26 protein-coding genes and 3 tRNA genes are annotated in these 21,372 nt (G+C 33.9%); 10 read left to right on the top strand and 19 right to left on the bottom strand.

Going from position 1 to position 21,372, the window contains the following annotated elements; all coding sequences use genetic code 11:
• Nucleotide 1: 1 nt before the first annotated feature.
• Genes ACW9XH_RS07840 through ACW9XH_RS07830 form a run of 3 tightly spaced genes read right to left on the bottom strand, consistent with a single transcriptional unit; the run spans nucleotide 2 to nucleotide 1,480 of the window.
• Entirely contained in the window at nucleotides 2-583 is a 582-nt protein-coding gene (locus tag ACW9XH_RS07840) for an NADH-quinone oxidoreductase subunit C (protein WP_457760102.1), read from the bottom strand.
• Nucleotides 583-1,107 (bottom strand): NADH-quinone oxidoreductase subunit B, encoded by a 525-nt coding sequence (locus ACW9XH_RS07835; protein WP_457760101.1) that lies wholly within the window; start codon nucleotides 1,105-1,107, stop codon nucleotides 583-585. The genes ACW9XH_RS07840 and ACW9XH_RS07835 overlap by 1 nt, the downstream gene beginning before the upstream one ends.
• Nucleotides 1,108-1,147: 40 nt before the next feature.
• Complete coding sequence (locus tag ACW9XH_RS07830) at nucleotides 1,148-1,480, bottom strand: NADH-quinone oxidoreductase subunit A (protein ID WP_457760236.1); 333 nt, start codon at nucleotides 1,478-1,480, stop codon at nucleotides 1,148-1,150.
• A 156-nt stretch (nucleotides 1,481-1,636) separates the two neighbouring features.
• Here ACW9XH_RS07830 and ACW9XH_RS07825 point away from each other — a divergent pair, with 156 nt between their 5' ends.
• Nucleotides 1,637-2,101, top strand: coding sequence for a redoxin domain-containing protein (locus ACW9XH_RS07825; RefSeq protein WP_457760100.1), 465 nt, complete (start codon nucleotides 1,637-1,639; stop codon nucleotides 2,099-2,101).
• A gap of 5 nt (nucleotides 2,102-2,106) precedes the next feature.
• Here ACW9XH_RS07825 and ACW9XH_RS07820 read toward each other — a convergent pair whose 3' ends face one another.
• The 6 genes from ACW9XH_RS07820 to ACW9XH_RS07795 form a co-directional block, all read right to left on the bottom strand.
• Nucleotides 2,107-2,619, bottom strand: coding sequence for an acetyl-CoA carboxylase biotin carboxyl carrier protein subunit (locus tag ACW9XH_RS07820; RefSeq protein WP_457760099.1), 513 nt, complete (start codon nucleotides 2,617-2,619; stop codon nucleotides 2,107-2,109).
• 6 nt (nucleotides 2,620-2,625) lie between these two features.
• The gene (locus ACW9XH_RS07815; protein ID WP_457760098.1) at nucleotides 2,626-4,113 is read right to left on the bottom strand and encodes an acetyl-CoA carboxylase biotin carboxylase subunit; all 1,488 of its coding nucleotides are present in this window, start codon (nucleotides 4,111-4,113) and stop codon (nucleotides 2,626-2,628) included.
• A gap of 6 nt (nucleotides 4,114-4,119) precedes the next feature.
• The gene (locus tag ACW9XH_RS07810) at nucleotides 4,120-5,667 is read right to left on the bottom strand and encodes an acyl-CoA carboxylase subunit beta (RefSeq protein ID WP_457760097.1); all 1,548 of its coding nucleotides are present in this window, start codon (nucleotides 5,665-5,667) and stop codon (nucleotides 4,120-4,122) included.
• Nucleotides 5,668-5,767: 100 nt separating this feature from the next.
• Nucleotides 5,768-6,079: a hypothetical protein gene (locus ACW9XH_RS07805; protein ID WP_457760096.1), complete on the bottom strand. Its 312-nt coding sequence runs from the start codon at nucleotides 6,077-6,079 to the stop codon at nucleotides 5,768-5,770.
• On the bottom strand, nucleotides 6,076-7,233 hold the full coding sequence (locus tag ACW9XH_RS07800) for an AAA family ATPase (RefSeq protein ID WP_457760095.1): 1,158 nt from the start codon (nucleotides 7,231-7,233) through the stop codon (nucleotides 6,076-6,078). The genes ACW9XH_RS07805 and ACW9XH_RS07800 overlap by 4 nt, the downstream gene beginning before the upstream one ends.
• Before the next feature lie 8 nt (nucleotides 7,234-7,241).
• A complete protein-coding gene (locus ACW9XH_RS07795) occupies nucleotides 7,242-8,357 on the bottom strand; it encodes a hypothetical protein (RefSeq protein WP_457760094.1) in 1,116 nt (371 codons plus the stop codon).
• A gap of 83 nt (nucleotides 8,358-8,440) precedes the next feature.
• Between ACW9XH_RS07795 and ACW9XH_RS07790 the strand changes: the two genes are divergently transcribed.
• The 3 genes from ACW9XH_RS07790 (at nucleotide 8,441) to ACW9XH_RS07780 (ending at nucleotide 10,485) form a co-directional block, all read left to right on the top strand.
• Entirely contained in the window at nucleotides 8,441-9,241 is an 801-nt protein-coding gene (locus ACW9XH_RS07790) for an inositol monophosphatase family protein (RefSeq protein WP_457760093.1), read from the top strand.
• 133 nt (nucleotides 9,242-9,374) lie between these two features.
• Nucleotides 9,375-10,217, top strand: a complete 843-nt coding sequence (locus ACW9XH_RS07785) for an FAD-binding oxidoreductase (RefSeq protein ID WP_457760092.1) — start codon at nucleotides 9,375-9,377, stop codon at nucleotides 10,215-10,217.
• Nucleotides 10,218-10,317: 100 nt separating this feature from the next.
• Complete coding sequence (locus ACW9XH_RS07780) at nucleotides 10,318-10,485, top strand: DUF1059 domain-containing protein (RefSeq protein WP_457760091.1); 168 nt, start codon at nucleotides 10,318-10,320, stop codon at nucleotides 10,483-10,485.
• Nucleotides 10,486-10,491: 6 nt separating this feature from the next.
• Here the strand turns inward: ACW9XH_RS07780 and ACW9XH_RS07775 are convergent, their stop codons facing one another.
• The 3 genes from ACW9XH_RS07775 to ACW9XH_RS07765 all read right to left on the bottom strand — a co-directional run bounded on the left by ACW9XH_RS07775 (nucleotide 10,492) and on the right by ACW9XH_RS07765 (nucleotide 12,506).
• Nucleotides 10,492-11,568 carry a glutamyl-tRNA reductase gene (locus ACW9XH_RS07775; RefSeq protein WP_457760090.1) on the bottom strand — a complete coding sequence of 359 codons (1,077 nt, stop codon included), beginning with the start codon at nucleotides 11,566-11,568 and terminating at the stop codon, nucleotides 10,492-10,494.
• 12 nt (nucleotides 11,569-11,580) lie between these two features.
• Nucleotides 11,581-12,294 (bottom strand): hypothetical protein, encoded by a 714-nt coding sequence (locus tag ACW9XH_RS07770; protein WP_457760089.1) that lies wholly within the window; start codon nucleotides 12,292-12,294, stop codon nucleotides 11,581-11,583.
• A 134-nt stretch (nucleotides 12,295-12,428) separates the two neighbouring features.
• Nucleotides 12,429-12,506, bottom strand: a tRNA-Asp gene (locus ACW9XH_RS07765).
• A 96-nt stretch (nucleotides 12,507-12,602) separates the two neighbouring features.
• Between ACW9XH_RS07765 and ACW9XH_RS07760 the strand changes: the two genes are divergently transcribed.
• Nucleotides 12,603-12,676: transfer RNA gene (locus ACW9XH_RS07760), tRNA-Lys, on the top strand.
• Between the two features lie 16 nt (nucleotides 12,677-12,692).
• On the opposite strand, the gene argH is transcribed toward ACW9XH_RS07760, so the two are convergent.
• Nucleotides 12,693-14,150 carry an argininosuccinate lyase gene (gene argH / locus ACW9XH_RS07755; RefSeq protein ID WP_457760088.1) on the bottom strand — a complete coding sequence of 486 codons (1,458 nt, stop codon included), beginning with the start codon at nucleotides 14,148-14,150 and terminating at the stop codon, nucleotides 12,693-12,695.
• 49 nt (nucleotides 14,151-14,199) lie between these two features.
• On the opposite strand from argH, the gene ACW9XH_RS07750 reads away from it, so the two are divergent.
• Complete coding sequence (locus tag ACW9XH_RS07750) at nucleotides 14,200-14,523, top strand: metal-sulfur cluster assembly factor (protein WP_179361148.1); 324 nt, start codon at nucleotides 14,200-14,202, stop codon at nucleotides 14,521-14,523.
• On the opposite strand, the gene ACW9XH_RS07745 is transcribed toward ACW9XH_RS07750, so the two are convergent.
• From ACW9XH_RS07745 to ACW9XH_RS07730, 4 genes are read right to left on the bottom strand one after another with little or no spacing between them, the layout of a single operon-like run.
• Nucleotides 14,520-15,275 carry a succinate dehydrogenase/fumarate reductase iron-sulfur subunit gene (locus ACW9XH_RS07745; RefSeq protein WP_457760087.1) on the bottom strand — a complete coding sequence of 252 codons (756 nt, stop codon included), beginning with the start codon at nucleotides 15,273-15,275 and terminating at the stop codon, nucleotides 14,520-14,522. The genes ACW9XH_RS07750 and ACW9XH_RS07745 overlap by 4 nt on opposite strands.
• 2 nt (nucleotides 15,276-15,277) lie before the next feature.
• Nucleotides 15,278-15,622 carry a succinate dehydrogenase gene (locus tag ACW9XH_RS07740; RefSeq protein WP_457760086.1) on the bottom strand — a complete coding sequence of 115 codons (345 nt, stop codon included), beginning with the start codon at nucleotides 15,620-15,622 and terminating at the stop codon, nucleotides 15,278-15,280.
• Between the two features lies 1 nt (nucleotide 15,623).
• Complete coding sequence (locus ACW9XH_RS07735; protein WP_457760085.1) at nucleotides 15,624-16,055, bottom strand: succinate dehydrogenase; 432 nt, start codon at nucleotides 16,053-16,055, stop codon at nucleotides 15,624-15,626.
• On the bottom strand, nucleotides 16,056-17,768 hold the full coding sequence (locus tag ACW9XH_RS07730) for an FAD-binding protein (RefSeq protein ID WP_457760084.1): 1,713 nt from the start codon (nucleotides 17,766-17,768) through the stop codon (nucleotides 16,056-16,058).
• 95 nt (nucleotides 17,769-17,863) lie between these two features.
• Between ACW9XH_RS07730 and ACW9XH_RS07725 the strand changes: the two genes are divergently transcribed.
• Both ACW9XH_RS07725 and ACW9XH_RS07720 read left to right on the top strand, forming a co-directional pair.
• Complete coding sequence (locus ACW9XH_RS07725; RefSeq protein WP_457760235.1) at nucleotides 17,864-18,373, top strand: PadR family transcriptional regulator; 510 nt, start codon at nucleotides 17,864-17,866, stop codon at nucleotides 18,371-18,373.
• A 105-nt stretch (nucleotides 18,374-18,478) separates the two neighbouring features.
• Nucleotides 18,479-19,324: an isocitrate lyase/PEP mutase family protein gene (locus ACW9XH_RS07720; protein ID WP_457760234.1), complete on the top strand. Its 846-nt coding sequence runs from the start codon at nucleotides 18,479-18,481 to the stop codon at nucleotides 19,322-19,324.
• Nucleotides 19,325-19,353: 29 nt separating this feature from the next.
• Here the strand turns inward: ACW9XH_RS07720 and ACW9XH_RS07715 are convergent, their stop codons facing one another.
• Nucleotides 19,354-19,641, bottom strand: a complete 288-nt coding sequence (locus tag ACW9XH_RS07715) for a DNA-binding protein (RefSeq protein ID WP_457760083.1) — start codon at nucleotides 19,639-19,641, stop codon at nucleotides 19,354-19,356.
• 115 nt (nucleotides 19,642-19,756) lie between these two features.
• On the opposite strand from ACW9XH_RS07715, the gene ACW9XH_RS07710 reads away from it, so the two are divergent.
• Nucleotides 19,757-20,293, top strand: coding sequence for a HEAT repeat domain-containing protein (locus ACW9XH_RS07710; RefSeq protein WP_457760082.1), 537 nt, complete (start codon nucleotides 19,757-19,759; stop codon nucleotides 20,291-20,293).
• Between the two features lies 1 nt (nucleotide 20,294).
• On the opposite strand, the gene ACW9XH_RS07705 is transcribed toward ACW9XH_RS07710, so the two are convergent.
• Nucleotides 20,295-20,368 (bottom strand) — tRNA-Ala (locus tag ACW9XH_RS07705).
• Nucleotides 20,369-20,493: 125 nt separating this feature from the next.
• Here ACW9XH_RS07705 and ACW9XH_RS07700 point away from each other — a divergent pair.
• Nucleotides 20,494-21,339, top strand: a complete 846-nt coding sequence (locus ACW9XH_RS07700) for a ferredoxin--NADP reductase (protein WP_457760081.1) — start codon at nucleotides 20,494-20,496, stop codon at nucleotides 21,337-21,339.
• Nucleotides 21,340-21,372: the final 33 nt, after the last annotated feature.

Below are 21,372 nucleotides of genomic sequence, written 5' to 3'. Positions count from 1 at the left end.
TCTATCTTCCCTTTATTGTAAAGTCCTTTCGAAGTGGAGGTAAATCTGCCCAATCTTCAGGCAAAAGTAATCGTCTATTATCTGGATGACCTTCAAAGAAAACACCGAACATTTCAAAAACTTCTCTTTCATGAAATTCTACACTGTAAAATATATCTCTAAGAGTTGGGAGTCTGGTAGCATCATTTCCCGGGATTGGGTTTGTTTCTCTTTGTGCTCTTGTAGCTAAAACTAGAATTTGTCTTGCCAATGAAGAATCATCATAGGATCCTATATGATAGACAACTTCAATTTCATTATCTTGAGGGTAATCTACACCTGAAACAGATTCAACATGATCATAATTTAGTCCATCACGAATGAATTCAGCAACATCGTGAACGTTTTCTCTACCAACGTTAATTCTAACCCTATCTTCTTTTACAAATCCGACTTCGACTTTATCACCAAACTTTTCAACAATTTTATCAGAAATACTTTTTTCAAATGCAGGTACATCTACAGGTACTGCTTCAGGTTTTTTTGCTGCAGGTGTAGGTGGAGAAGATTCTACTTCAGGAGGATTTTCAGTTTCAGTACTCATTATACAAACTTCCTGGCTTTCATTCTCTTGATTTTTTCTTGTAATAACATACATCCTTGAATTAGAGTTTCGGGTCTAGGAGGGCAACCTGGAACATAGACATCAACTGGAATAATTCCATCGATTCCTGGAAGTACATTGTATGAATCAAAATATAGTCCTCCAGTAATTGCACAAGCTCCCATAGCAATCACATACTTGGGTTCTGGCATTTGATCATAAACTAATCTAAGACGGGGTGCCATCTTTCTTGTAATCGTTCCTTGAACAACTACCAAATCACATTGTCTAAGTGAACCGAATGCTTCAATGATACCAAATCTTTCAACATCATATCTAGGACTTGATGCTGCACCGAATTCTACACTGCAGCAAGCTGTTTCAATGTGAACAGGCCAAAGCGACCAAATTCTACCCCAATTAATTGCATAACCTAATGGTTTACCAATTGCTTTTTCTAAAATGTCCCCTAACTTTCCGACAAAGACGTTTGCATTTTCTGGTGTTACTAAATCTTTAAGCAATTTTATCTCCTACCCTCGTAAATACAATTTGTATAAAAAACTACCATATTCTTCTTCTCCCGGATTGATACAATGCAAAAGCCATTGCTCCAAACATGATTGCTAAAAATCCCATCATCGGCAAAGTTGCTATTTTTGGAATTTCCAAAAGTGCACTTCCCCATGCATACAAGAAGATAGCCATTACATCAAAGACTACAAACATCAGAATATACGGGTAATACTGCATCATGAAATGCGTTCTACCCTCACCAGTTGGAACTTGTCCACATTCCATTGGCAGGAATTTTACTGGATTGCTTTTTTTGCGAGGAGAAATCATTCTAGAAATAACTAAAGCTGGAGCCATTGCTACTACGGCAAAGCCAAACATCAATACAACGGTACTATAATTGCCCGCTAATTCCCCGACCAATTTAGCTTTTCACTCCAATTTTTGTATAAAAAGGTATGTTTCATTTTGTGGATCAAATTTTAGAAAAAAGAATTTTTTGAAAAGAACTTAATAGGATAACGTCAAACTGCGATCATGTCATTAAATGTAGGAGATATTGCTCCAGATTTTGAACTTGTAGATACCGAATTAAAAATGAGGAAACTAGAGGAATTTAAAGGCGGAAAGATTGTCTTATCATTCATAGTTGCAGCAAGTTCTCCTGTCTGTGAAGTAGAACTTTGTTCATTTAGAGACTCTTGGAAAGAAATTTCAGACATGGGTGCCAAAGTAGTTGCAATTAGCAATGACGGCCCATTTGCAAACAAGGCATTTGCAGAAAAGAACAATTTTAATTTTCCATTATTAGCAGACTATGCCAGTAAAACAATTCGAGATTATGGTGTTTTGATGCCAGATTTACTTCACATTAAAGGTTACAATGCGGCAAAACGTTCTGTTTTCATTATTAATGAAGATGGCAAAATTGGTTACAAATGGGTTTCAGAAGATCCATTAAAAGAGCCAAACTATGAAGAGATTAAAAATTTCTTAAAATAAAAAATCTATTCTATTTCTGCAACAACGTCGCCTTTAGCAACTGTTGCAGTTTCTTTAACTTTGATTGTTTTTACAACTCCATCTTTGTGAGATTTTATAGAAACTTGCATTTTCATTGATTCCAAAGTGCAAACAACATCTCCTTTCTTTACAGAGTCTCCTTCTGAAACAGATATTGACACAACCTTGCCTGGGATTTGACTTTTTAAACCTAATTGTGCATCAGCACTGCTTGCACCACCGGTGTTTTTGTATACAATCTCATCAAAATGAGTATTACGATTAATAGTAATTGGAACATTATCAATTACAACATTCATTTCATTTGTAGACTGTTCAAGATATTTTGCTTTGTGATATTTTTGATCTAAAATAAATTCTATTCCTTTAGAATTCATAGTAATGATTTTTAATTTATGCTCGTTATCATTAATTTTGATTACATAATCATTGTTTCCAAGATTTTCTATTATCCTGCCTTCAAATGATTTTTCAATGTCTTGTATTTTATAATTCATTTTTCATCAATCCAATTTGTATTTCCAATTTGCGTTATTTGCAGTGTTATTTTGTACACGGCTCTTAAAATATTCAGAGTGAACTATTGCAGCAGCTACGGCAGCTTCGCTTTTCTCTTCTTTCTCTTTTTTAAGATCTGCAGTTAATCTATTGATCATATCATAGCGTTTTAGAAAGTCTGTGGAAAGATCTCCATTTTTGTATTCATCAGAATTTAGAATTGTTTTGTATAGCGGTATTGAGGTTTCAACGCCTTGAATGTAAAAGTCATTTAATGCAGCAAGCATTCTAGTTCTAGACTCTTCAAATGTCTGGCCCCAAGTAACGAGTTTTGCCATAAGTGAATCATAAAATGGTGAAACCGTACATCCAGGATAAAGATAGGTATCACATCTAACGCTTGGTCCTGCAGGAATAGTCACATCAGGTACAGGTCCAGTCGATGGAGCAAAGTCCAAGAAAGTGTCTTCGGCATTAATTCTGCACTCTATTGCATATCCATTCATTTTGAGATCACTTTGTTTGAATGGAATTGCTTCTCCATTTGCAATATCTAGTTGTAATTTGACCAAGTCTAACCCAGATACAAATTCTGTAATTGGGTGTTCTACCTGCAATCTTGCATTGATTTCAATAAAATAAAAGTCTCCGTTATCAGCCCTTAGAAATTCAGCAGTACCCAAATTGGTATAGCCTACTGCATCAGCAGCCCTACAAACAGATTCCCCTACACGTGCTCTTGTTTCTTCATCAACTATTGGTGAAGGAGTTTGTTCAATTAATTTCTGGTTACGTCTTTGAATAGAACACTCTCTCTCAAAGATATGTACAGTGTTACCATGAGTGTCTCTAGCAAATTGATATTCAATGTGTCTTGTTTTTTCCAAGTATTTTTCTACAAGAATTGCAGATTTTCCTACTGCAGAAATAGATTCAGCAGTAACTGATTCAAATCCATCACGTAGTTCTTTATCATTAGTTACAATTCTAATTCCACGACCCCCACCACCATAAACTGATTTTAACATAACAGGATAGCCAATTTCATTTGCAATTTTTTCTGCATCATCTGCATCTTTTACTAGACCAGGACTTCCAGGGACAGTTGGAACTTCTGCTTTAAGCATTGCAGCTTTACATTTCATTTTGTCTCCACAAAGATTCATAGATTCTGCAGTTGGACCAATAAAGATAATTTTATTTTTCTCACATAAATTTGCAAAATCATCATTTTCAGAAAGGAAACCATATCCTGGATGAACGGCATCGGCTCCAGATGCTTGCATTACTTCAAGAATTTTTTCTTGATTAAGATAAGATTTTGCAGGAGCCGCCTCTCCAATATGATATGCTTCAGTAGCTTGTTTGACATGCATTGAATTGTAATCCTCATCAGAATAAACAGCGACTGTTTTGATTCCAAGTGCCTTGCACGTTCTAATCACACGTAAAGCAATTTCTCCTCTGTTTGCAATGAGTACTTTTTCAATCATATATAATCACAAATTAATATTCCCGTGTTTTCTTGGAAGTTGTTTTACTCTTTTATTTTCAAGCATATCAAGGGCTTTAATCAACATAGGCCTTGTTTCAGCAGGATCAATTACATTATCTACAGTTCCATGAGATGCAGCAACGTAAGGGTTTTCGAATTTTTCTGAAAATTCATCAATTAATTGTTTTTTTAGTGCCTCAGCATCTTCTGCTTCACTAAGATCTTTTCTATACATAATTTTTACAGCTGCCTCTCCACCCAATACAGCACATCTAGCAGTAGGCCATGCATAATTGATGTCAGTTCTAAGATTCTTACTTCCCATTGCAATGTATGCTCCACCATATGCCTTGCCAATAACTAAGGTAATTCTTGGAACTGTGGCTTCACAGTATGCATAAAGTAACTTACTACCATGTCTAATGATACCATTGTGTTCTTGGTTAGAACCTGGCATGTATCCAGGTGTATCCACTAATGTGATAAGGGAAATATTAAACGCATCACAGAATCGAATGAATCTAGCTGCTTTGTTTGATGAATCAATGTCTAGTGCTCCTGCAAGATGTATTGGTTGATTTGCAACAATTCCTACTACCCTGCCATTCATTCTTGCAAAACCCACTACAATGTTTGGAGCAAACAATTCATGAACTTCAAAGAATTCGTGATTGTCAATAATTGAGTTTATGATTTCTTTCATGTCATATGGTTGTAATGGATTTTCTGGAATTATGTTGATCAAGTTATGATCCATTCTGTTTGGATCATCATCAGTAGTAATTTTTGGTGGTGCTTCAGTATTATTTTGAGGTAAAAATGAAATTAATTTTTTGATATAATCCATACATTCGTATTCATTATGGGCTACAAAATGTGCAACTCCACTTTTTGAACCATGTGTCATTGCACCACCAAGATCATCAAACGAAATTTCCTCACCTAACACAGTCTTGACCACATCAGGTCCTGTGACAAACATTGTTCCCACTTTATCTACCATAATTACAAAGTCAGTCATTGCAGGAGAGTATACAGAACCGCCTGCAGATGGACCAATACTTGCAGTGATTTGTGGAATTACACCAGATGCTAATTGATTATGGTAAAAGATATCTGCAAATCCATCAAGACTCATAATTCCTTCTTGAATTCTTGCACCACCAGAATCCATAATTCCGATAATTGGGCATCCGGTTTGAAGTGCATGATCCATTAGTTTACAGATTTTTTTGGCACCCATTTGACTTAGTGTTCCACCAAGTACAGTGAAATCATAAGCAAAGACAAAGACCTGTCTTCCATCTACATTTCCATAACCGCCGATTACACCATCTGTAAAGAATTTCTTTTTCTGCATGTCATATTCGTGATAATGATGAGTAGTTAACGGATCAATTTCAGTAAAAGTACCTTCATCAAATAAGAGATTGACTCTTTCACGAGCAGTTAATTTGCCTTTATCGTGTTGAGCCTTAATTCGATCTTGACCCCCACCTTGTAATGCTGTATTATTTTTTTTAGTATACCCTTCAATCTTTTCAGAATGCACAGTATTCTAAAGCATGATGGTTTCCTATATTAATTTAATTTGAGATATCAAGATATAGAATTTTTATGAAAATTCAAAGATCATTGTTTATTTTAGAACTTCAGGAGTTAAGAAGTGGAAATTTCTTATTTACTGATTTTTGATAAGAGCTAAAAGTATCCTTTTTCTCACTGCATTTCTTACAGACACAAAATTGAGAGACATTTGGAATATCACAAATTTCTTGAAATTCACATTGAGAGCAACCAGCTGGAGCCCCACACAGAATACATTGCAATTCGTTAGTTTGAGCACATTTTTCATGTTTAACGCCCAAGCCTTTTGCCCACAAACCAATTTCATTTACAGGGATTTTCTCATTGCAAACTATACAAGTTCCAGGAAATTTCATGGGGATTTTTCTCCAACTCATTGTATTAGTTCAATCTCCTTTTCAATAATATCACCAAACGTTTCTTCTAATTCTAATTCGAGAGTTTTATTTTTAATACAATACAATACAAAAGGCAAACAGAAAGTTACAAAAGCACTAGAAGACACATGTAATTTTCTTGCCATAACATGAGATAGTGATTTTATTTTTGCCCCATCCCAACGAATTCGATTTAATAGAGGCCACGATAAATTGTATTGAGCATATCTTATTCGCTCATCATTTTGATATAATTTAATTAAAATATCATTTAGATATCGAAGTAATCTCCAATTCTGAGTTTTCATAATTCGTCCAAAAAGCATATCTGCATTTGAAATTACTTTTAGATATTTTGCAAGTGAATCAGCATCTAATTCACTAGTTATGATACTAGAATAAAACGCATTAATTTTTTCTCTGGGATCAATTTGCATAGAATAAAGAACACTACGAGCTTCTTCAACTGAATTTGCTTTAAAGAAAGCATTTACTCCATCTTCAACATTAATACTTTCAAAAGATTGATCTGTTTGGGGATTAAATCCGTTTACTAAAGACTGTGTAAGATTAATCATTGAACGAATATCTCCTTTTGATTTGTCAATAACTTTGATTAATGCGCCAGGACTTAGTTCTGCACTTTGTTTTTTCAAAATATTTTCCAGATACACTCTCAATAACCTAGGAGGAATTTTTTTGAATTGAATTGTTTTTACAACTTTTTTAATACTTTTCATTTTATCTGATGTGTCACTGTTTGCTGCAAGAACAATTGGAACAGTTGGTTCTTTTAGAATATCAACAAGCGCAGATGCACCACCATAGTCTCCACGACCGTGAATTCCATCTACTTCATCTACAAATATCATAGGAATTCCTAAAACACTTACATTTCCTAAAACAGGCATAAGAATTTCATTAATTCTGGATTTACTTCGAACATCACTTGCATTAAGTCCAATCATATCATATCCAAATTGTTTTGCAACAAGATATGCTATCGTAGTTTTTCCAATTCCAGGAGGGCCTACTAAAAGTAATGGTTTTGTGCCTTTTTTCCATTTAACAAACCATTCAATAATTGCCGCTCTTGCTTCTTCATTTCCCACCATATCAGAAATTATCTGAGGTCGGTATTTTTCGGACCACATCAATGTAATCACTTAGGAAGTTTAGATTGATACTCTGACCATTTATTGGCTTTTTCTAATTTATTGTACCAATATTGATTATAATGTTCCACGGTCAAAAATAAAAATTCTAAAAATTCTTTGTGAGAAAAATCATCAGGCAATAATTCGAGTGTAAGTCTTGCATCTTGTAAATACAAATTACTTTTTTCCAAAGTGATTTCAAATCCTTTCTTCACATCATTTGCCAATAAGGAATAGTAAAGGGGCCAAGAAGGTATTTTTACAAAACCATTTTTGATAGAATCTTCAATTTCATTTCCACATCCAACGCCTTCAGCAGCTCTTGCCATACCCAAATAGAAAATTTCCCCCAAAGGTCTTTCTGCTAAAGCCATATTTCTTCCAGCAGTCCCCATTACTGCACGATATTTTTTGTAAGACAAAGTCATCTCTTCTTCAGTAATTTCTGTTGGTTTTGATTTTAATTTTTCATCCAAATATTGTCCAACTCGAGCATCCTCAAATCCTGCTTCAAATTCTTTTAGAACTTGCTCACCACCTTTAGAAATTTTATCTCGAGCCAATTTCAAAATATATGGGTTCATTAATTTGTAATCATCAAGAAATTCTAAATCTTCGTCTTTGTCTACAATTCTATCCATAGGTTCACTTAGATCAATTGCAAGAATATGTCCTTCAACTATGTCTTGTTTTAATTGAGGATCATTCCTTCCAGAATATTCTGCTGCTGCATCAAATAATCCATTGAAAACAGGGAAAGTCATTTTCACGAAATTTGAATTCAAAATTCTGTTCACCCTATCTTGCATCACTTCAAGACTTTCTAATTTTGATTTTATAGGCTCAATTTCAGATGCATTTAGAATAATTTCAGTAGAACCTACCTCATTACCAAATGCTTGCTGAGTAGCATTAGGATTTGTGTCAGATTTTATTTCATGAAGTAATCCTTGAGCAAATCTTTCTGCAAAATTTGGAAATTGATTTTCTGTTTCTTCTTTGTATTTGTTAAATAATTTGTAACCTTTAGATTTGAATAAAGCTTGTTTGATAATCTGTTTTCCGGGTTTTGTACTCATCAAAGCTTCCTTGCTAATTACAGATTGATCTTTGCCACTCACAATCGTTAAGTTTCTTCATTGTTATTTATGCTTTCAAACTAAATATTTTCTTCACTTAAATTACGAGCAAACGATTTGGCAATATGGAAGTAATAGAAATTCTTCGTGAAGCTTCAAATAAAATTTATGAAAATGTAAAAGAACTTGCAGGAACAGAAAATGCAGCAGGAGACTTTGGTGTTGGAGCCGGCGGAGATGTTTCAAGAAACATAGACATTATTGCTGAAAAAACTGTTTTAGATTATCTTAAAGAGATTAATTTTGAATGTGTAGTTTTAGGCGAGGAATGTGGACGTGTTGAATTATCAGACAAACCAAAAGGCTTTGTTATAATGGATGCAATTGATGGTTCTGCAAATGCAGTTAGAGGCGTTCCATTCTTCTGTAGTTCATTAGCTTTTGCAACTGAAGATAAACTTAGTTCGATTACAGATGGAGTGATTACAAACCTCTCTAATGGAGAAACATATTGGGCATCAAAAAATAAAGGTGCATTTTTTAATAATGAACAAATCAAAGTTCAGAAAAAAGATCCAATATACAAAATAATTGGAATTAACACATCAGGTTCATCTATTGAATTGATGAATAAATTACATCCAATTTTTAAAAATCATGATCATACTAGACATTTTGGTGCAAATGCACTTGAAATGGCAATGTTTGCAAGAGGATTAATGGATATTTTTATTGATTTAAGAGATAAAATTAGAATTCAAGATATTGCAGCAGGGTATGTGATTGTTAAAGAAGCTGGCGGGATGCTATTAGATGCAAATTTGAATCCGCTTGATGCTGATCTAAGTTATGAGACAAGAGTTTCTTTCATTGCAGCTGCAAATCGAGAAATTCTTGATGAAATAATGTCACAAATCAACAATTGAATTTTTAGAATAAAAAAATTGAAAAAGGACGAATAGTTTGATAATTTATTTAACATTCATGGATTTTCAATAGATCTGTAAGTTAGATACTAAGAGAAATATATTTAACCAAAGTCAGGAAAAAACTTCTTGTATGGTAACTGAGATGAAAGCAAAGGTCGTCTATAGGGAGTTGCTCAAAGAAGATCTAGTAATCATCAGATTAGTTCCAGAAAAAGGAATGCCAGAATACAAAACGGGTCAATTTTTAACAATAGGTCTTCCAATTCCATCAGAAAAAAAAATTGTTAGAAGAGCATATTCAATTGCATCCCATGCAGAAAATAGAGATTATTTTGAATTTGTAATTAGATGGGTTAGAAAACCACTTCCAGGTCGTGTAACTACTGAATTATTTTATCTAAGTGTTGGTGATGAAGTGTCACTTGGAGAACCAACAGGAGCTGCATTACAAATTAGTGATAAATTACCTAATGGACAAAAGGATAACAGAAGAGTAATTTGTGTAGGTGGAGGTACTGGATTAGCACCATTCATTGCATTTGCAAAACATTTTCACGATACCAATGATAAACGAGAAGTGATTGTTCTTCATGGCGCAAGTTATGTTGATGAATTAAGCTACAAACGACTATTGACAGATTTGGAATTGGAAAGCGAAAAGAGAGGAAGAGACAAATGGAATTTTAGATACAGAGCTGCAATCAGTAGACCAAAAGAATTTTTCAATAGATCTTGGAACGGTCATGTAGGCAGAGTGGAATCATTCTTCCAACCAGATAAAAAAACAGGATTATCACCTGTGGAAGAAATGGTAGGAGAGAAACTTACTCCGGAAAATACCATCATCTACATTTGTGGATATCAAGGGACAATTGACGGAGTGATTGAATACTTGGGTCCAAAAGGTTTTGTTACAGAACATGAAAAAAAGCCAGACGGAAGTTTTGGAATCAAGTTTGAATCATACGGATAAATAATTTAGTAGTGATTTTCATTTTTGGGATTTTAAAATTGACTTATCTCTAGAAAAAAGTCACCTGTGGATTTTTATATTGAGAATTTTTCTACTAAGTATGGCAAAACTCAAGTGTAACGATTATGGATTTGAATGTGATTTTATAGCTGATGGCGAAATGGAAACAGTTATTGATGATTTTAGAAAGCACACAGATGAAGAACACGGAATAGATTATTCAAAAGAAGCCGTCATGCAATTTCTCTTAAGAAAACAAGGAATATAACAAAAATTAAGCATCTAGTCTTTTCATTCTAGCAGCTAGAACTGGTAGTTCTTTTTCTATGATTTTCTCTACTGCTGGAACAATACCCACTCTAGATTTTACACTTTCATCATAAATTTCTGCAATCTGGTCTCTAAACAATAATTTAATTCCAGGAAGTGCTGTAATCCCTTCATCAACAGTTCGAGGATCAGATAAATCTAAAACTAGTGTTCCTTTCTTCTTTTCTTCCATAACTAAGCGAATTCTATCATATGTGATTAAGAAATAATCAGATGTAGTTGCAACAAAAATAATATCATATTTGTCAAATCCTGCCAAAACATCATTGAAATCAACAGGAGTTCCACCAAGAATAGTTGTAAATCCAGTAGCACGTTCTAAACTTCTACTTGTTACATCAAAATTAACATCTCTTTTCTTCAAAGTTTTTGCAAGCATTGCTGCAGATTCACCTGTTCCAATCACCAATACTTTTTTCTTAGAATCAAGTCCTGCCTTTTCATCAACTAATTTTACTGCCACATCACCCAATGAGACTACATCTTTTCCTATTCCAGTAGTGTCCCTCATTCGTGTAGCCAATCGAATGACACTTTCAAATAATTTATTGAGAATATTACCAGATACACCTGCACTCTTTGCTGTTGTCAAAGATTGTACAATGTCATCAAAAACACTTTGCCATCCAACAACTAAGGAATCTACTCCAGATGCCAATCTTAATAGATGTAAATAGACATCATCACCTTTGTAAACTTCAAGGGTTTGATCAAAATGATCAATATCAATTTGCTCTAAGGATGACAGAGATACCCAAGTATCTTTAATTTGATTTAACACAAGTGCTTTACCTTCTGCTCTTCTGGCATCAGGAGAATCATCAGTTTCAATATTACTTACTGTAAATATTTCAACTCGAGTTGCAGTTTGAATTATAATGCATTCCTCAACACCAGGAATTTTTTTAAATGCTTCACAAGCTGCAGTGACATCTTTGAAAGCAAATTTAGATATTGTATGTATAGGAACATTTTTGAAAGTTACTCGTGCATTCATTACATCAAAAGATATCTGACCCAAACCATTCACCTATTATGCTTTAATCTTATCCCGACCACCTTTAGCAGTTCTAAAAACATTCATTCCAATATAGAAATTTTCATGTAAAGATTCCAAGTAAATAATTTCGTTTTCTGTTTCTTTAATTTCTTTTTCAGTTGTATCAGGATTATTTTTTAATTGTTCTAATTTTTGTTTAGTTTCCTCTAAAAATGAATCAACTCCACGTTCATAATTTGAAACTCCACCAAATTCTGGACTAAGAACATGTTCAGGAACATATGCAGGAGTTTGATCATGTGGAATCTCAGCTATTCTTGTTAGAGATTCTTGTTCTTCAGGAGAAAGAATTGGTCTAGGAAATCTATCTTTTTTATCTAAAAAGAATTCGGGCTCTCCCATATCACGTCTAAAAATTTCTTCTCCTTTTCTCTTAAATGTAAAATCAGATTTTGTTTCAGATTCTGCTTTAACTTCAGCGGCAATTGCTTTGTATTCTTCTTCAGCTGCTGCTTCTGCTTCTGCTTTTACAGCTTCAGCTTTTGCAAGTGCAGCTTTAACTGCAGCTTCTGCTTCTTCTACTGCTTTAACTGCAGCTTCTGCTTTAGCTATTGCAGCTTCTGCAACTTTAGATTTGTCTGCTGCCTCAGATTCAAGTTTTGCAGTTTCATCTGTGGATGTATTTTCAGATGAAGAATCTTCAGTGGATTTAACGTCTACTTTAGATTCTTTTTTCTCCTCAGACAACAAATTTTACTAAAATTGCCTGAATTTTAATATTCTTGTGGTATTAATCATCTAAAAATCATTTATCAATAATTATTTCTTCAAATAAAATTCTGATCGATGAAATGAATACAAAATGTTGAAAATAGAAATAATGGCGCCCTCGGCGGGATTTGAACACGCGTCTCAGCCGTGACAGGGCCGAATTCTAGACCGGGCTATACTACAAGGGCACAAGTTGTTGGAGTCAAAATGCCAGATTAAAAGTTTCTGTCACAACAAAATCTTTTGTAAAAGACTAAATTATACAATTAAGGCATTTTTTACGAGGGTCTATGGCGCAGCCAGGTAGCGCACCGGACTTTTAATCCGGTTGTCAAGGGTCCGAATCCCTTTAGACCCGCTCTCTTCTTTATTCATCAAATTACTTCATTAACTTGTTTTGTCAAATCGCCAATTGCCAAACTGATTTTGTTTTCTCTTTTTAATACATCAGATCTATACTGGTTAATTTTCTTAATTCTGTCAGAAATCATTCTTTTTTGTTCATCATATCCTGAAGAACCAAAAGATGTTCTATCTTTCAATGAAGAAACAACAGTAGTAGATGATATGATTTTTGAGACAACGTTAGGATCAACTTTAGTGTCAGATACAGATTTTTTGATTTCAGATAATGTCAATTTTGAAATTGGTTTTTTTGAATTGTGTGCCAATTGAACTAAAATTCCAGAAATTTTATGGGTGACTCTAAATGGAATTCCTTCTTGAACTAATTTTTCAGCAATATCTAATGCAATTAGATTACTTGATTCAGTAATTTTTTTCATTTGTTTTTCATTTACTTTCAAAGTTAGAAGAATTGATTTTAAAATTAACAGTGCACTAATAGAAATTTTTGATGTAGACCAGATAGAGGATTTAATTTGTTGCAAATCTCTACCATAGCCAGATGCTAATCCTTTAACAGTTGTCAAAATTGCAGTTAAATTTCCAATGACTTCTGCAGTTTTACCCCGTGTTAGTTCCAAAATATCTGGATTCTTTTTTTGAGGCATTACACTGGATGGAGATGTAAATTCATCTGAGAGTTCAATAAATGAAAATTCAGAGGTAGACCAGATAACAAAATCTTCAGAAATTCTACTAAGATTAGTCATTAAAATTGAAATCATTGCAACATACTCTGCTACAAAATCTCTAGCGCTTGTTGCATCAAGTGAATTTTCAACAAGACCATCAAAACCCAACATCTTTGCAGTGCTATGTCTATCAATAGGAATACTTGTTCCGCCAACAGGACCTGCACCAAGTGGACTCTGGTTTATTCGCTCAAACGTTCCAAACAATCTTTCAAAATCTCGTATCAAAGAATCAGCTTGTGCTAAAAGATAATGAGAAAACAGACCAGCTTGTGCTTGCTGAAGATGAGTGTATAGCGGCATGATTGTTTTTTGGTGGTTTTTAGCCACAGATACAAGGGCTTCAATAGTATCTAAAAGACAATTACATATGATGTTGATATCATCTCTAATTTTCATTCGAATATCTAAAACAACCTGATCATTTCGAGATCTAGCTGTATGCATTTTTCCTCCACTAGCCATCCCAGCTTTTTTAATCACCAATGATTCAATTAGTTCATGAATATCTTCTGCACCAGATGAAGCATCAAATTTTTCATTTTTTAAATTCTCTAGAGCAGATAAGATTTTTTTTGCATCATTATTTGTTATGATGTTGTTTTGAAATAACATCATAACATGAGCTTGGCTTCCAAGAATATCATAAAGAGCAATTTCAGAATCATCATTAATTGATGAAACGTAATCTAAAGTAATATCACTCAAATCAGTACCAAGACGTGAACGATACATTACCTAAGGTTCTATAATGGTTATATATAGCAACAATGATTTTCTCGACATGAGCCAAGATATCAAACTAATGCGAGTGAAAATATTTGATGAGCTATCAAAGATCGTAGATCCAGAAATTAACACATCAATTGTAGAACTAGAATTAATTGATGAAGTAGATATCAACGACAGCAATGTAAAAGTTGATTTACATCTTACCAGTCCATTCTGTCCAGCAGTATTTGGTTTTAAGATTTGTCAAGATGTTCATGATAATTTATTGAAAGTAGATGGAGTAAAAGATGTTAAAGTAAATGTCTCAAATCACTTTATGGCTGAACAGATTAACAATCAAGTAAACAACAGTCCAAATCCTAAAAAATTAGGTTAACTTCTAAAACCTAGCATATATCCTCGAAGTAGTTGAATTCCCATTGCAGGATCAACACCTTTTGGACATACCTGACTACAAGAGCCAGCAAAATGACACCTCCAGATACCATGAGAGTCATCAATTATTTTCAATCTAGAATCTTTACCTTTATCCCTACTATCAGCAACATACCGATATGCTTGAGCTAATGCTTGAGGACCAACAAAAGATGAATCAGTAGCCATTGTAGGACATGCAGAATTGCACAAACCACATTTGATACAATTTGCAAATTGGATGTATTGTTCTACTTCTTCAGGAGTTTGTAAGAATTCTTTTTCATCAGATACTAATTCGGTATCATCTCGAATTAGATATGGTTTAATTTTTTGATGGGTATCAAATAATTTTTCAAACTTTACAGCCAAATCACGAATTACTGGGAAATTATTCATTGGTTCAACAGTAACAACATTAGAATCTAATTCACTAATTTTTGTAAAACAGGCCAATCTTGGCTTTCCATTAATTATCATTCCACATGAACCACATGTAGCTTGTCTACAAGAATAACGAACTGCGACAGAATGATCAAAATGTTTTTTGACATCAAGAATTGCTTCTAGAACAGTAGTCCATTTTTCATATTGGACATTAAATTCCATAAACTGACTTGATTCGTCATGTTCTGGATTATATCTTGAAATTTTAAGAGTGACAGATTTTGCTGTTGGGGATTGTTCATTTGGGATGCTAGAAACTTGTGCCATTTCTATACCAACCCCATGTTAGTCATAATAATTGTTCTTGAGCCATAGGCTATTAATCCAATCATTGCAGCAAGGCAACCATAAGATACAGCTTTTTCATACATTCTTCCTTGTTTCAATTCTATCAGTATAACTCGAAGCCCATTAAATCCATGAACAGCCAGCAAAATTAGAATTAATTCTAACATTATAGCGTATGGAATAAATTTGTAATTTGCAAGTACACTTTCGTATTCTAAAGATTCAGCAAATCCCTGAGTAAGTCGCATCAAAATGTGAACTGCCACTAAAGCCACAGCTGCCAAAGCAGTTCCATAGTGAATTTTCATAATTGTGCTTTCTCTCATATTATTCACCAAACATTACCGCCAAACCGTACATCGTTGCAACTGCTGCAAGAACTATTGAAGAGTAAATTCCTATTTTATGTCTGTAATTTTGTGATGCTGGATCATATGGATAATCAGGTCTTGCAGGTTTTCCTACACCAACTCCTCCATGTCCCAACATTACTCTAATTCCATTCACTGTATGAAATACACACATTGCAATTACAATTGCTAAAAATAGATGTCCTTCTGTAGTTTGAGTTAATTCAAGAAACTCATTCCAACCAACTTGGCCTCTTAAAATATTGCTTGTTTCATAAATGTGAGCTACAAAATATGCCAGCAATCCCAATCCGCTTAATCGCATTAACAAATATGCTACACGTTCAATTCCATATCTAGTAGGATTTATCATTCCTCCAATGCCTTCTTTGTGTTCATCTTGTGGCATCTAGTATTTCCTCTCCACTGGCTGGTACTTAGTAATTGTGACCGGATGTGTTTTCATTATTGGTTCATTTGGATCATAGTAAGCAAGAGTATGATGTAAAAAGTTAGCATCATCACGTTTTGGATAATCAGTTCTTGAATGTGCTCCACGAGATTCTTTTCTGTTAATTGCACCAAGTAAAACAATCTCTGCCACTCTAAACATAGAGTCAAGTTCCATTACATTTGCAAAATTTGTATTGTATTCTTTTGCTTTATCATCAACATGTTTCCAAGTCTGCTTCTTTAGATCCCGAATTATTTTAAGACCTTCAATTAGATTGGTTTCATTTTTGTAAACATATGCTTTATCATTCATTGTGTCAGTAAGCTGTTGCCTAATTTCATATGGATTAACATCGCCATTTCCTCTAAAAATTCCATCATAGATTCTCTTTTCTTCAGCAGCTACAAGATGATGAGGCCAAGTATTTGTAAATGTATTATTTTGAATATAGTCAATTGCCAGTTCACCCGTAATTTTTCCCCAAACAATACATTCGGAGGTTGAATTTGCACCTAAACGATTAGAACCATGAACACTATTACATGCAGCCTCACCAGCAGCCCAAACACCTTGAATTTCAGTGGCACCATCGATATCGGTATGTAATCCACCCATCATGTAATGACATACGGGTCTAATGTCAAGCAAATCTTTTGCAGGATCTTGACCTGAAAATTTAATTGATATTTCTCTAATTCCACCTAATTTCTCTTTAATTTTTTCATCTCCAAGATGTCGTAAATCAAGTTTCATACAATCTACTCCAGTTTCATGTTTGAAACCTCTACCTTCTTGAATTTCTGTCATAATTGATCTTGATACAATATCTCGTGGAGCTAATTCCATTTTACCGGCGGCATATGTTTTCATAAATCGCTCACCTTTGTTGTTAAGAAGATAACCGCCTTCTCCTCTTGCACCTTCAGTGATTAGAATTCCAGAGGGTAAAATTCCAGTTGGATGGAATTGAACAAATTCCATATCTTTGAGTGCCATACCAGCACGTAATCCCATATCCAAACCATCAGGAGTAGAAGAAAGAGCATAAGTAGAAAAACTGTATAACCTTCCTGCACCACCAGTTGCAATAATGAGAGCTTTTCCTTTAATTGTGTAAAATGTACCAGAACCTAATTCAATTGCAGTGACACCCATGAATCGTTTTCCATCATGAATGATTGATGTAACAAACCATTCGTTTAGATATTCAATATTTTCAAATTTTTGACATGTATCATACAAAGTTTGCATTTCAAAGAAACCAACTTTATCTGATGCATATGTTGCTCTAGGGAAACTATAACCTCCAAAATTTCGTTGATCAATTCTTCCATCAGATCGTCTAGACCAAGGCATTCCCCAATGATCTAATTGATGAATTTCTTGTGGCATTTCAACACATAATCTTTCAGCAACATCTTGGTCTGCAAGAAAATCACTTCCTTTGACGGTGTCATAAACATGGGATTCAATTGTGTCACCTTCATCCTCAAAAAGAACTGCGGCAGTTCCACCTTCTGCTGAAACAGAGTGAGAACGCATAACCTGTACTTTGGATACAACTCCAATTTTGAGATGAGGGCCTTTCTTGGCAGCAGCAATTGCAGCACGCAAACCTGCCAAACCAGAACCACATATGATCAAGTCAAATTCTATTGAATCTACCATTTTTCAGTCAAACTTGCTTGGGGTGGGATAAATATGTAGTAATTGACAGGCATGATCCATAAAATTAAAATATATCACTAGTGATATCACTAGTGATGATTTCAGAGTGGTTTCAAAGAGTAGGCAGCTCAATTCCCAGAGGATTTTCAAGGTATTTCATTTTAGAACTATTGAAAAAAACCCCACATACAGGAAAAGAGATTATTGATTATGCGGTTGAGCAAAGCAATGGAATTTGGAAGCCTTCACCTGGATTGATTTATCCATTGTTGGGCAGATTGCTAGATGAAGGATTAATTGAAGAAACCAAAGATGGAAAATATCAATTAACAAAGAAAGGAGAAGACACAGCATCAGATGTGGATAAAGTAAATGACATTGTAAAAAAACAACTTGATGTTTTGTTTAGATTAGGAAACGTAGGAAGATTTGTTGCATTGGATTTATTAGAAAAAATTGCTACAATGGGGTCTATTCTAAGTTCCAATTATGCCAACATGACAGATGAGGAGACCAATAAATACAAACAATTTCTAGAATCTGAACTAAAAAAAGTTCAAGATAAAGAAGTAAAGAAAAAAGGTAAAGAGATTAAGATCGAATAATTATAAAATATCTTTATTTTAAAAATTTATTTTATTTTCTTATGAATATGATTAAAATCATAAATAATTCAGAAAAGGAACATAATTATGAAAAATTTGAAAAGTATGTTAAAATCAAAAAAACCACTTGTTATTCCAGGTGTTTATGATGCTCTAGGTGCAAAAATTGCTCAAAAAGTAGGATTTGATGCAATGTTCCAAACAGGATATGGAACTTCTGCCACATTATTTGGAATGCCAGATTATGGATTTATTGGAGCCACTGAAACTGTGGATAATGCCAGAAGAATTTGTAGAGCAGTGTCAGTTCCAGTAATTGTTGATTCAGATACAGGATATGGAAATGCATTAAGCGTTTGGAAATTAGTAAAAGAGTTAGAATCAGCAGGAGCATCAGGGATATTCTTAGAAGATCAGAAATGGCCTAAACGATGTGGCCATATGCAAGGAAAAGAAGTGATTTCACAAGAAGAATATACAGAAAAATTGTCTGCTGCAATTGATGCACGAGAAAATAAGAATTTCATCATTGTTGCCAGAACTGATGCTAGGGCAACTGAAGGATTGGATGAGGCAATTGAACGTGGAAAACAAAACAAAAAAACAGGTGCAGATGCAGTTTTTGTTGAAGCACCAAGATCAATTGATGAAATGAAGAAAATTGGAAAAGAAATCAATGCGCCACTTGTTGCAAATATGATTGAGGGCGGAGCAACTCCATTAAGTTCAGCTGAATTATTAAGTAAAATAGGATTTAATATTATTCTCTATCCATTGTCAGTTTTGTATGCAAATACATTTGCATCAATGAATATTCTAACTGAATTAAAAAAGACTGGAAATACATCAAAGTATAAACAAAAAGTTGTGAATTTTGATCAGTTTAATGATTTAGTCGAACTTCCAAAGTTTAGAAAAATGGAAAAAAAGTACGAAAAATCAAAAATATAATAAAATAAAAAATTTCAAGTAAAGTACGATTAAGATGTAACTCGCTTTACTTCAATTTCTATTGTTGAAACATTTCTAGTTCTACCGTCTTGTGACTCTAATGATTCTGAGCCAATTTTAATTTCTCCGATAGAGTAGCCTGCATTTTCTGTTTTTCTTGCAATGATTTGAGCTACATCCACAGCACGACCTATGCTGAGTCCTCTAGCTTTGATGTTGACGGTAGGTAAGTTTGCCAATTGAATTAGCGCTGATGTTACATATGCCATCAATGGTTTCTTACCAATGAATACGGTGTCTCGGGTTTCATTTGACATGTAAATTTTGGTATTTAAGGATAATTTAAAGCTAAAAGGGTATTTTGGAATTAAATGAAAAAAAATTGAAAAAATTGAACCATTATTAACTAGAAAAGAAGAATTTGGTCAGAAGTTGGAAAATATTTCAAAAGTTTTAGAATTTGGAAATAGTAAAGAAAAAATCAAAATTTTGGAGGCTTTGGATAATGAAGATGATCCCAACATGTTAGAAAAAATAATTTCAAAGTTAGATGATGACGATCTGGAAGTTAGAGGAGAAGCATTTAGTTCACTTTTGTTAAATAAAAATAAAATTTCTAATTTTTTAATCAATAGTTTGAATACTGCAAATAAAAACATCAGGGGTTTTGTGTCATTGGTTTTAGCAAATAGAAATGAAACATCAGCAATTCCTGAGATAATTAAACTTACAAAAGATGAACGTTCCATGGTTAGATCATGTGCTCTAGGAGCATTAGGACACCTTAAGGCTATTGAAGCAAAAGAGATATTTCTCGAAGCGTTGCTAGATTCCAACATAGAGGTAAAAAAAAGTGCCCTTCAAGCAATAATTGATTTGAAAATTACATTGTCAGAAGAAAAAATCAGTGAAATTTTGAAAGAAGGAGATTCTGAAATCGAAAAAATGATTTCACTAATAAAAAAATAAGTGGACCGGAAGGGATTTGAACCCTCGATCCGATGCATGCCATGCACCTATCCTACCGGACTAGACGACCGGCCCAATTATCAGAAATCTGATTGAAATACGTTTTTCAAATTGGTTATTAACGTTTAGCGGTCAATAAGAAATTCGGGTTATGAAATTAACACAATATATTTAACCTTGCAAATGATGATTCAATCGTTATGGTAGTAGATAACAAAGCAACTGTCACTTATGTCCAATTATTGAAAGAAGATCTTGTAATTATTAGAATGGTACCAAAAGACGGTCCAGTTCCAGATTACAAAGCAGGTCAATTCATTACCCTTGGATTGCCAAATCCCGTAGAAAATGGAAAAATTGTTAGACGGGCATATTCAATTGCATCTCATCCAGAAAATAGAGATTATATCGAATTAGTTATCAGATGGGTTAGAAAACCACTTCCAGGTAGATTAACTACTCAAATATTTAATGTAAAAGAAGGGGATGAAATTCTTTGGTTAAAACCAACTGGTAGAGCATTACTAATTAGTGAGGAACTTCCAAATGGTGAAAAAGATAATCGTCGAGTTATTTGTATTGGTGGAGGAACAGGTCTTGCACCATTTGTAAGCTTTGCACAACATTTCCATGCTACTGGTGATAAACGAGAGATAATTGTTCTTCATGGTGCAAGTTATGTTGATGAATTAAGTTACAAAGACTTGTTAACTAATCTTGAAAATGAGAGCATTGCCAGAGGCAAAGATGAATGGAATTTTAAATACAGAGCTGCAATCAGTAGACCACAAGAATGGTTTAACAGATCATGGGCAGGTCAAGTTGGAAGAGTCGAAACATTCCTAAGACCAAGAGAAGGAGGACTATCACCATTAGAAGAATTAATTGGAGATAAAATAACTAAAGAAAATACAATTTTCTATGTTTGTGGTTGGCAAGGAACTATTGATGGTGTAATGGATTTCTTGAATCCAAAAGGTTTCATCACCGAACATGACAAACGTGAAGATGGAAGCTTTGAAGTAAAATACGAATCATACGGATAGGATTTTTCAAATATCAATCATTGAAATATGAGA

Source organism: Candidatus Nitrosopumilus sp. bin_32a, from assembly GCF_054095935.1.
The sequence above is the reverse complement of the archived record's forward strand: the minus strand, read 5'-3'. Positions and strand labels throughout refer to the sequence as shown.

What these genes read in the sequence shown, in the direction of transcription:
- ACW9XH_RS07735 (WP_457760085.1), bottom strand. Translation starts at nt 16,055, where the DNA reads ATGCCACAAGATGAACACAAAGAAGGCATTGGAGGAATGATAAATCCT.
- ACW9XH_RS07785 (WP_457760092.1), top strand. Translation starts at nt 9,375, where the DNA reads ATGGTAACTGAGATGAAAGCAAAGGTCGTCTATAGGGAGTTGCTCAAA.
- ACW9XH_RS07750 (WP_179361148.1), top strand. Translation starts at nt 14,200, where the DNA reads ATGAGCCAAGATATCAAACTAATGCGAGTGAAAATATTTGATGAGCTA.
- argH (WP_457760088.1), bottom strand. Translation starts at nt 14,150, where the DNA reads ATGTATCGTTCACGTCTTGGTACTGATTTGAGTGATATTACTTTAGAT.
- ACW9XH_RS07780 (WP_457760091.1), top strand. Translation starts at nt 10,318, where the DNA reads ATGGCAAAACTCAAGTGTAACGATTATGGATTTGAATGTGATTTTATA.
- ACW9XH_RS07725 (WP_457760235.1), top strand. Translation starts at nt 17,864, where the DNA reads ATGATTTCAGAGTGGTTTCAAAGAGTAGGCAGCTCAATTCCCAGAGGA.
- ACW9XH_RS07805 (WP_457760096.1), bottom strand. Translation starts at nt 6,079, where the DNA reads ATGAGTTGGAGAAAAATCCCCATGAAATTTCCTGGAACTTGTATAGTT.
- ACW9XH_RS07830 (WP_457760236.1), bottom strand. Translation starts at nt 1,480, where the DNA reads ATGTTTGGCTTTGCCGTAGTAGCAATGGCTCCAGCTTTAGTTATTTCT.
- ACW9XH_RS07820 (WP_457760099.1), bottom strand. Translation starts at nt 2,619, where the DNA reads ATGAATTATAAAATACAAGACATTGAAAAATCATTTGAAGGCAGGATA.
- ACW9XH_RS07740 (WP_457760086.1), bottom strand. Translation starts at nt 15,622, where the DNA reads ATGAGAGAAAGCACAATTATGAAAATTCACTATGGAACTGCTTTGGCA.
- ACW9XH_RS07745 (WP_457760087.1), bottom strand. Translation starts at nt 15,275, where the DNA reads ATGGCACAAGTTTCTAGCATCCCAAATGAACAATCCCCAACAGCAAAA.
- ACW9XH_RS07720 (WP_457760234.1), top strand. Translation starts at nt 18,479, where the DNA reads ATGTTAAAATCAAAAAAACCACTTGTTATTCCAGGTGTTTATGATGCT.
- ACW9XH_RS07700 (WP_457760081.1), top strand. Translation starts at nt 20,494, where the DNA reads ATGGTAGTAGATAACAAAGCAACTGTCACTTATGTCCAATTATTGAAA.
- ACW9XH_RS07840 (WP_457760102.1), bottom strand. Translation starts at nt 583, where the DNA reads ATGAGTACTGAAACTGAAAATCCTCCTGAAGTAGAATCTTCTCCACCT.
- ACW9XH_RS07790 (WP_457760093.1), top strand. Translation starts at nt 8,441, where the DNA reads ATGGAAGTAATAGAAATTCTTCGTGAAGCTTCAAATAAAATTTATGAA.
- ACW9XH_RS07825 (WP_457760100.1), top strand. Translation starts at nt 1,637, where the DNA reads ATGTCATTAAATGTAGGAGATATTGCTCCAGATTTTGAACTTGTAGAT.
- ACW9XH_RS07815 (WP_457760098.1), bottom strand. Translation starts at nt 4,113, where the DNA reads ATGATTGAAAAAGTACTCATTGCAAACAGAGGAGAAATTGCTTTACGT.
- ACW9XH_RS07715 (WP_457760083.1), bottom strand. Translation starts at nt 19,641, where the DNA reads ATGTCAAATGAAACCCGAGACACCGTATTCATTGGTAAGAAACCATTG.
- ACW9XH_RS07800 (WP_457760095.1), bottom strand. Translation starts at nt 7,233, where the DNA reads ATGTGGTCCGAAAAATACCGACCTCAGATAATTTCTGATATGGTGGGA.
- ACW9XH_RS07730 (WP_457760084.1), bottom strand. Translation starts at nt 17,768, where the DNA reads ATGGTAGATTCAATAGAATTTGACTTGATCATATGTGGTTCTGGTTTG.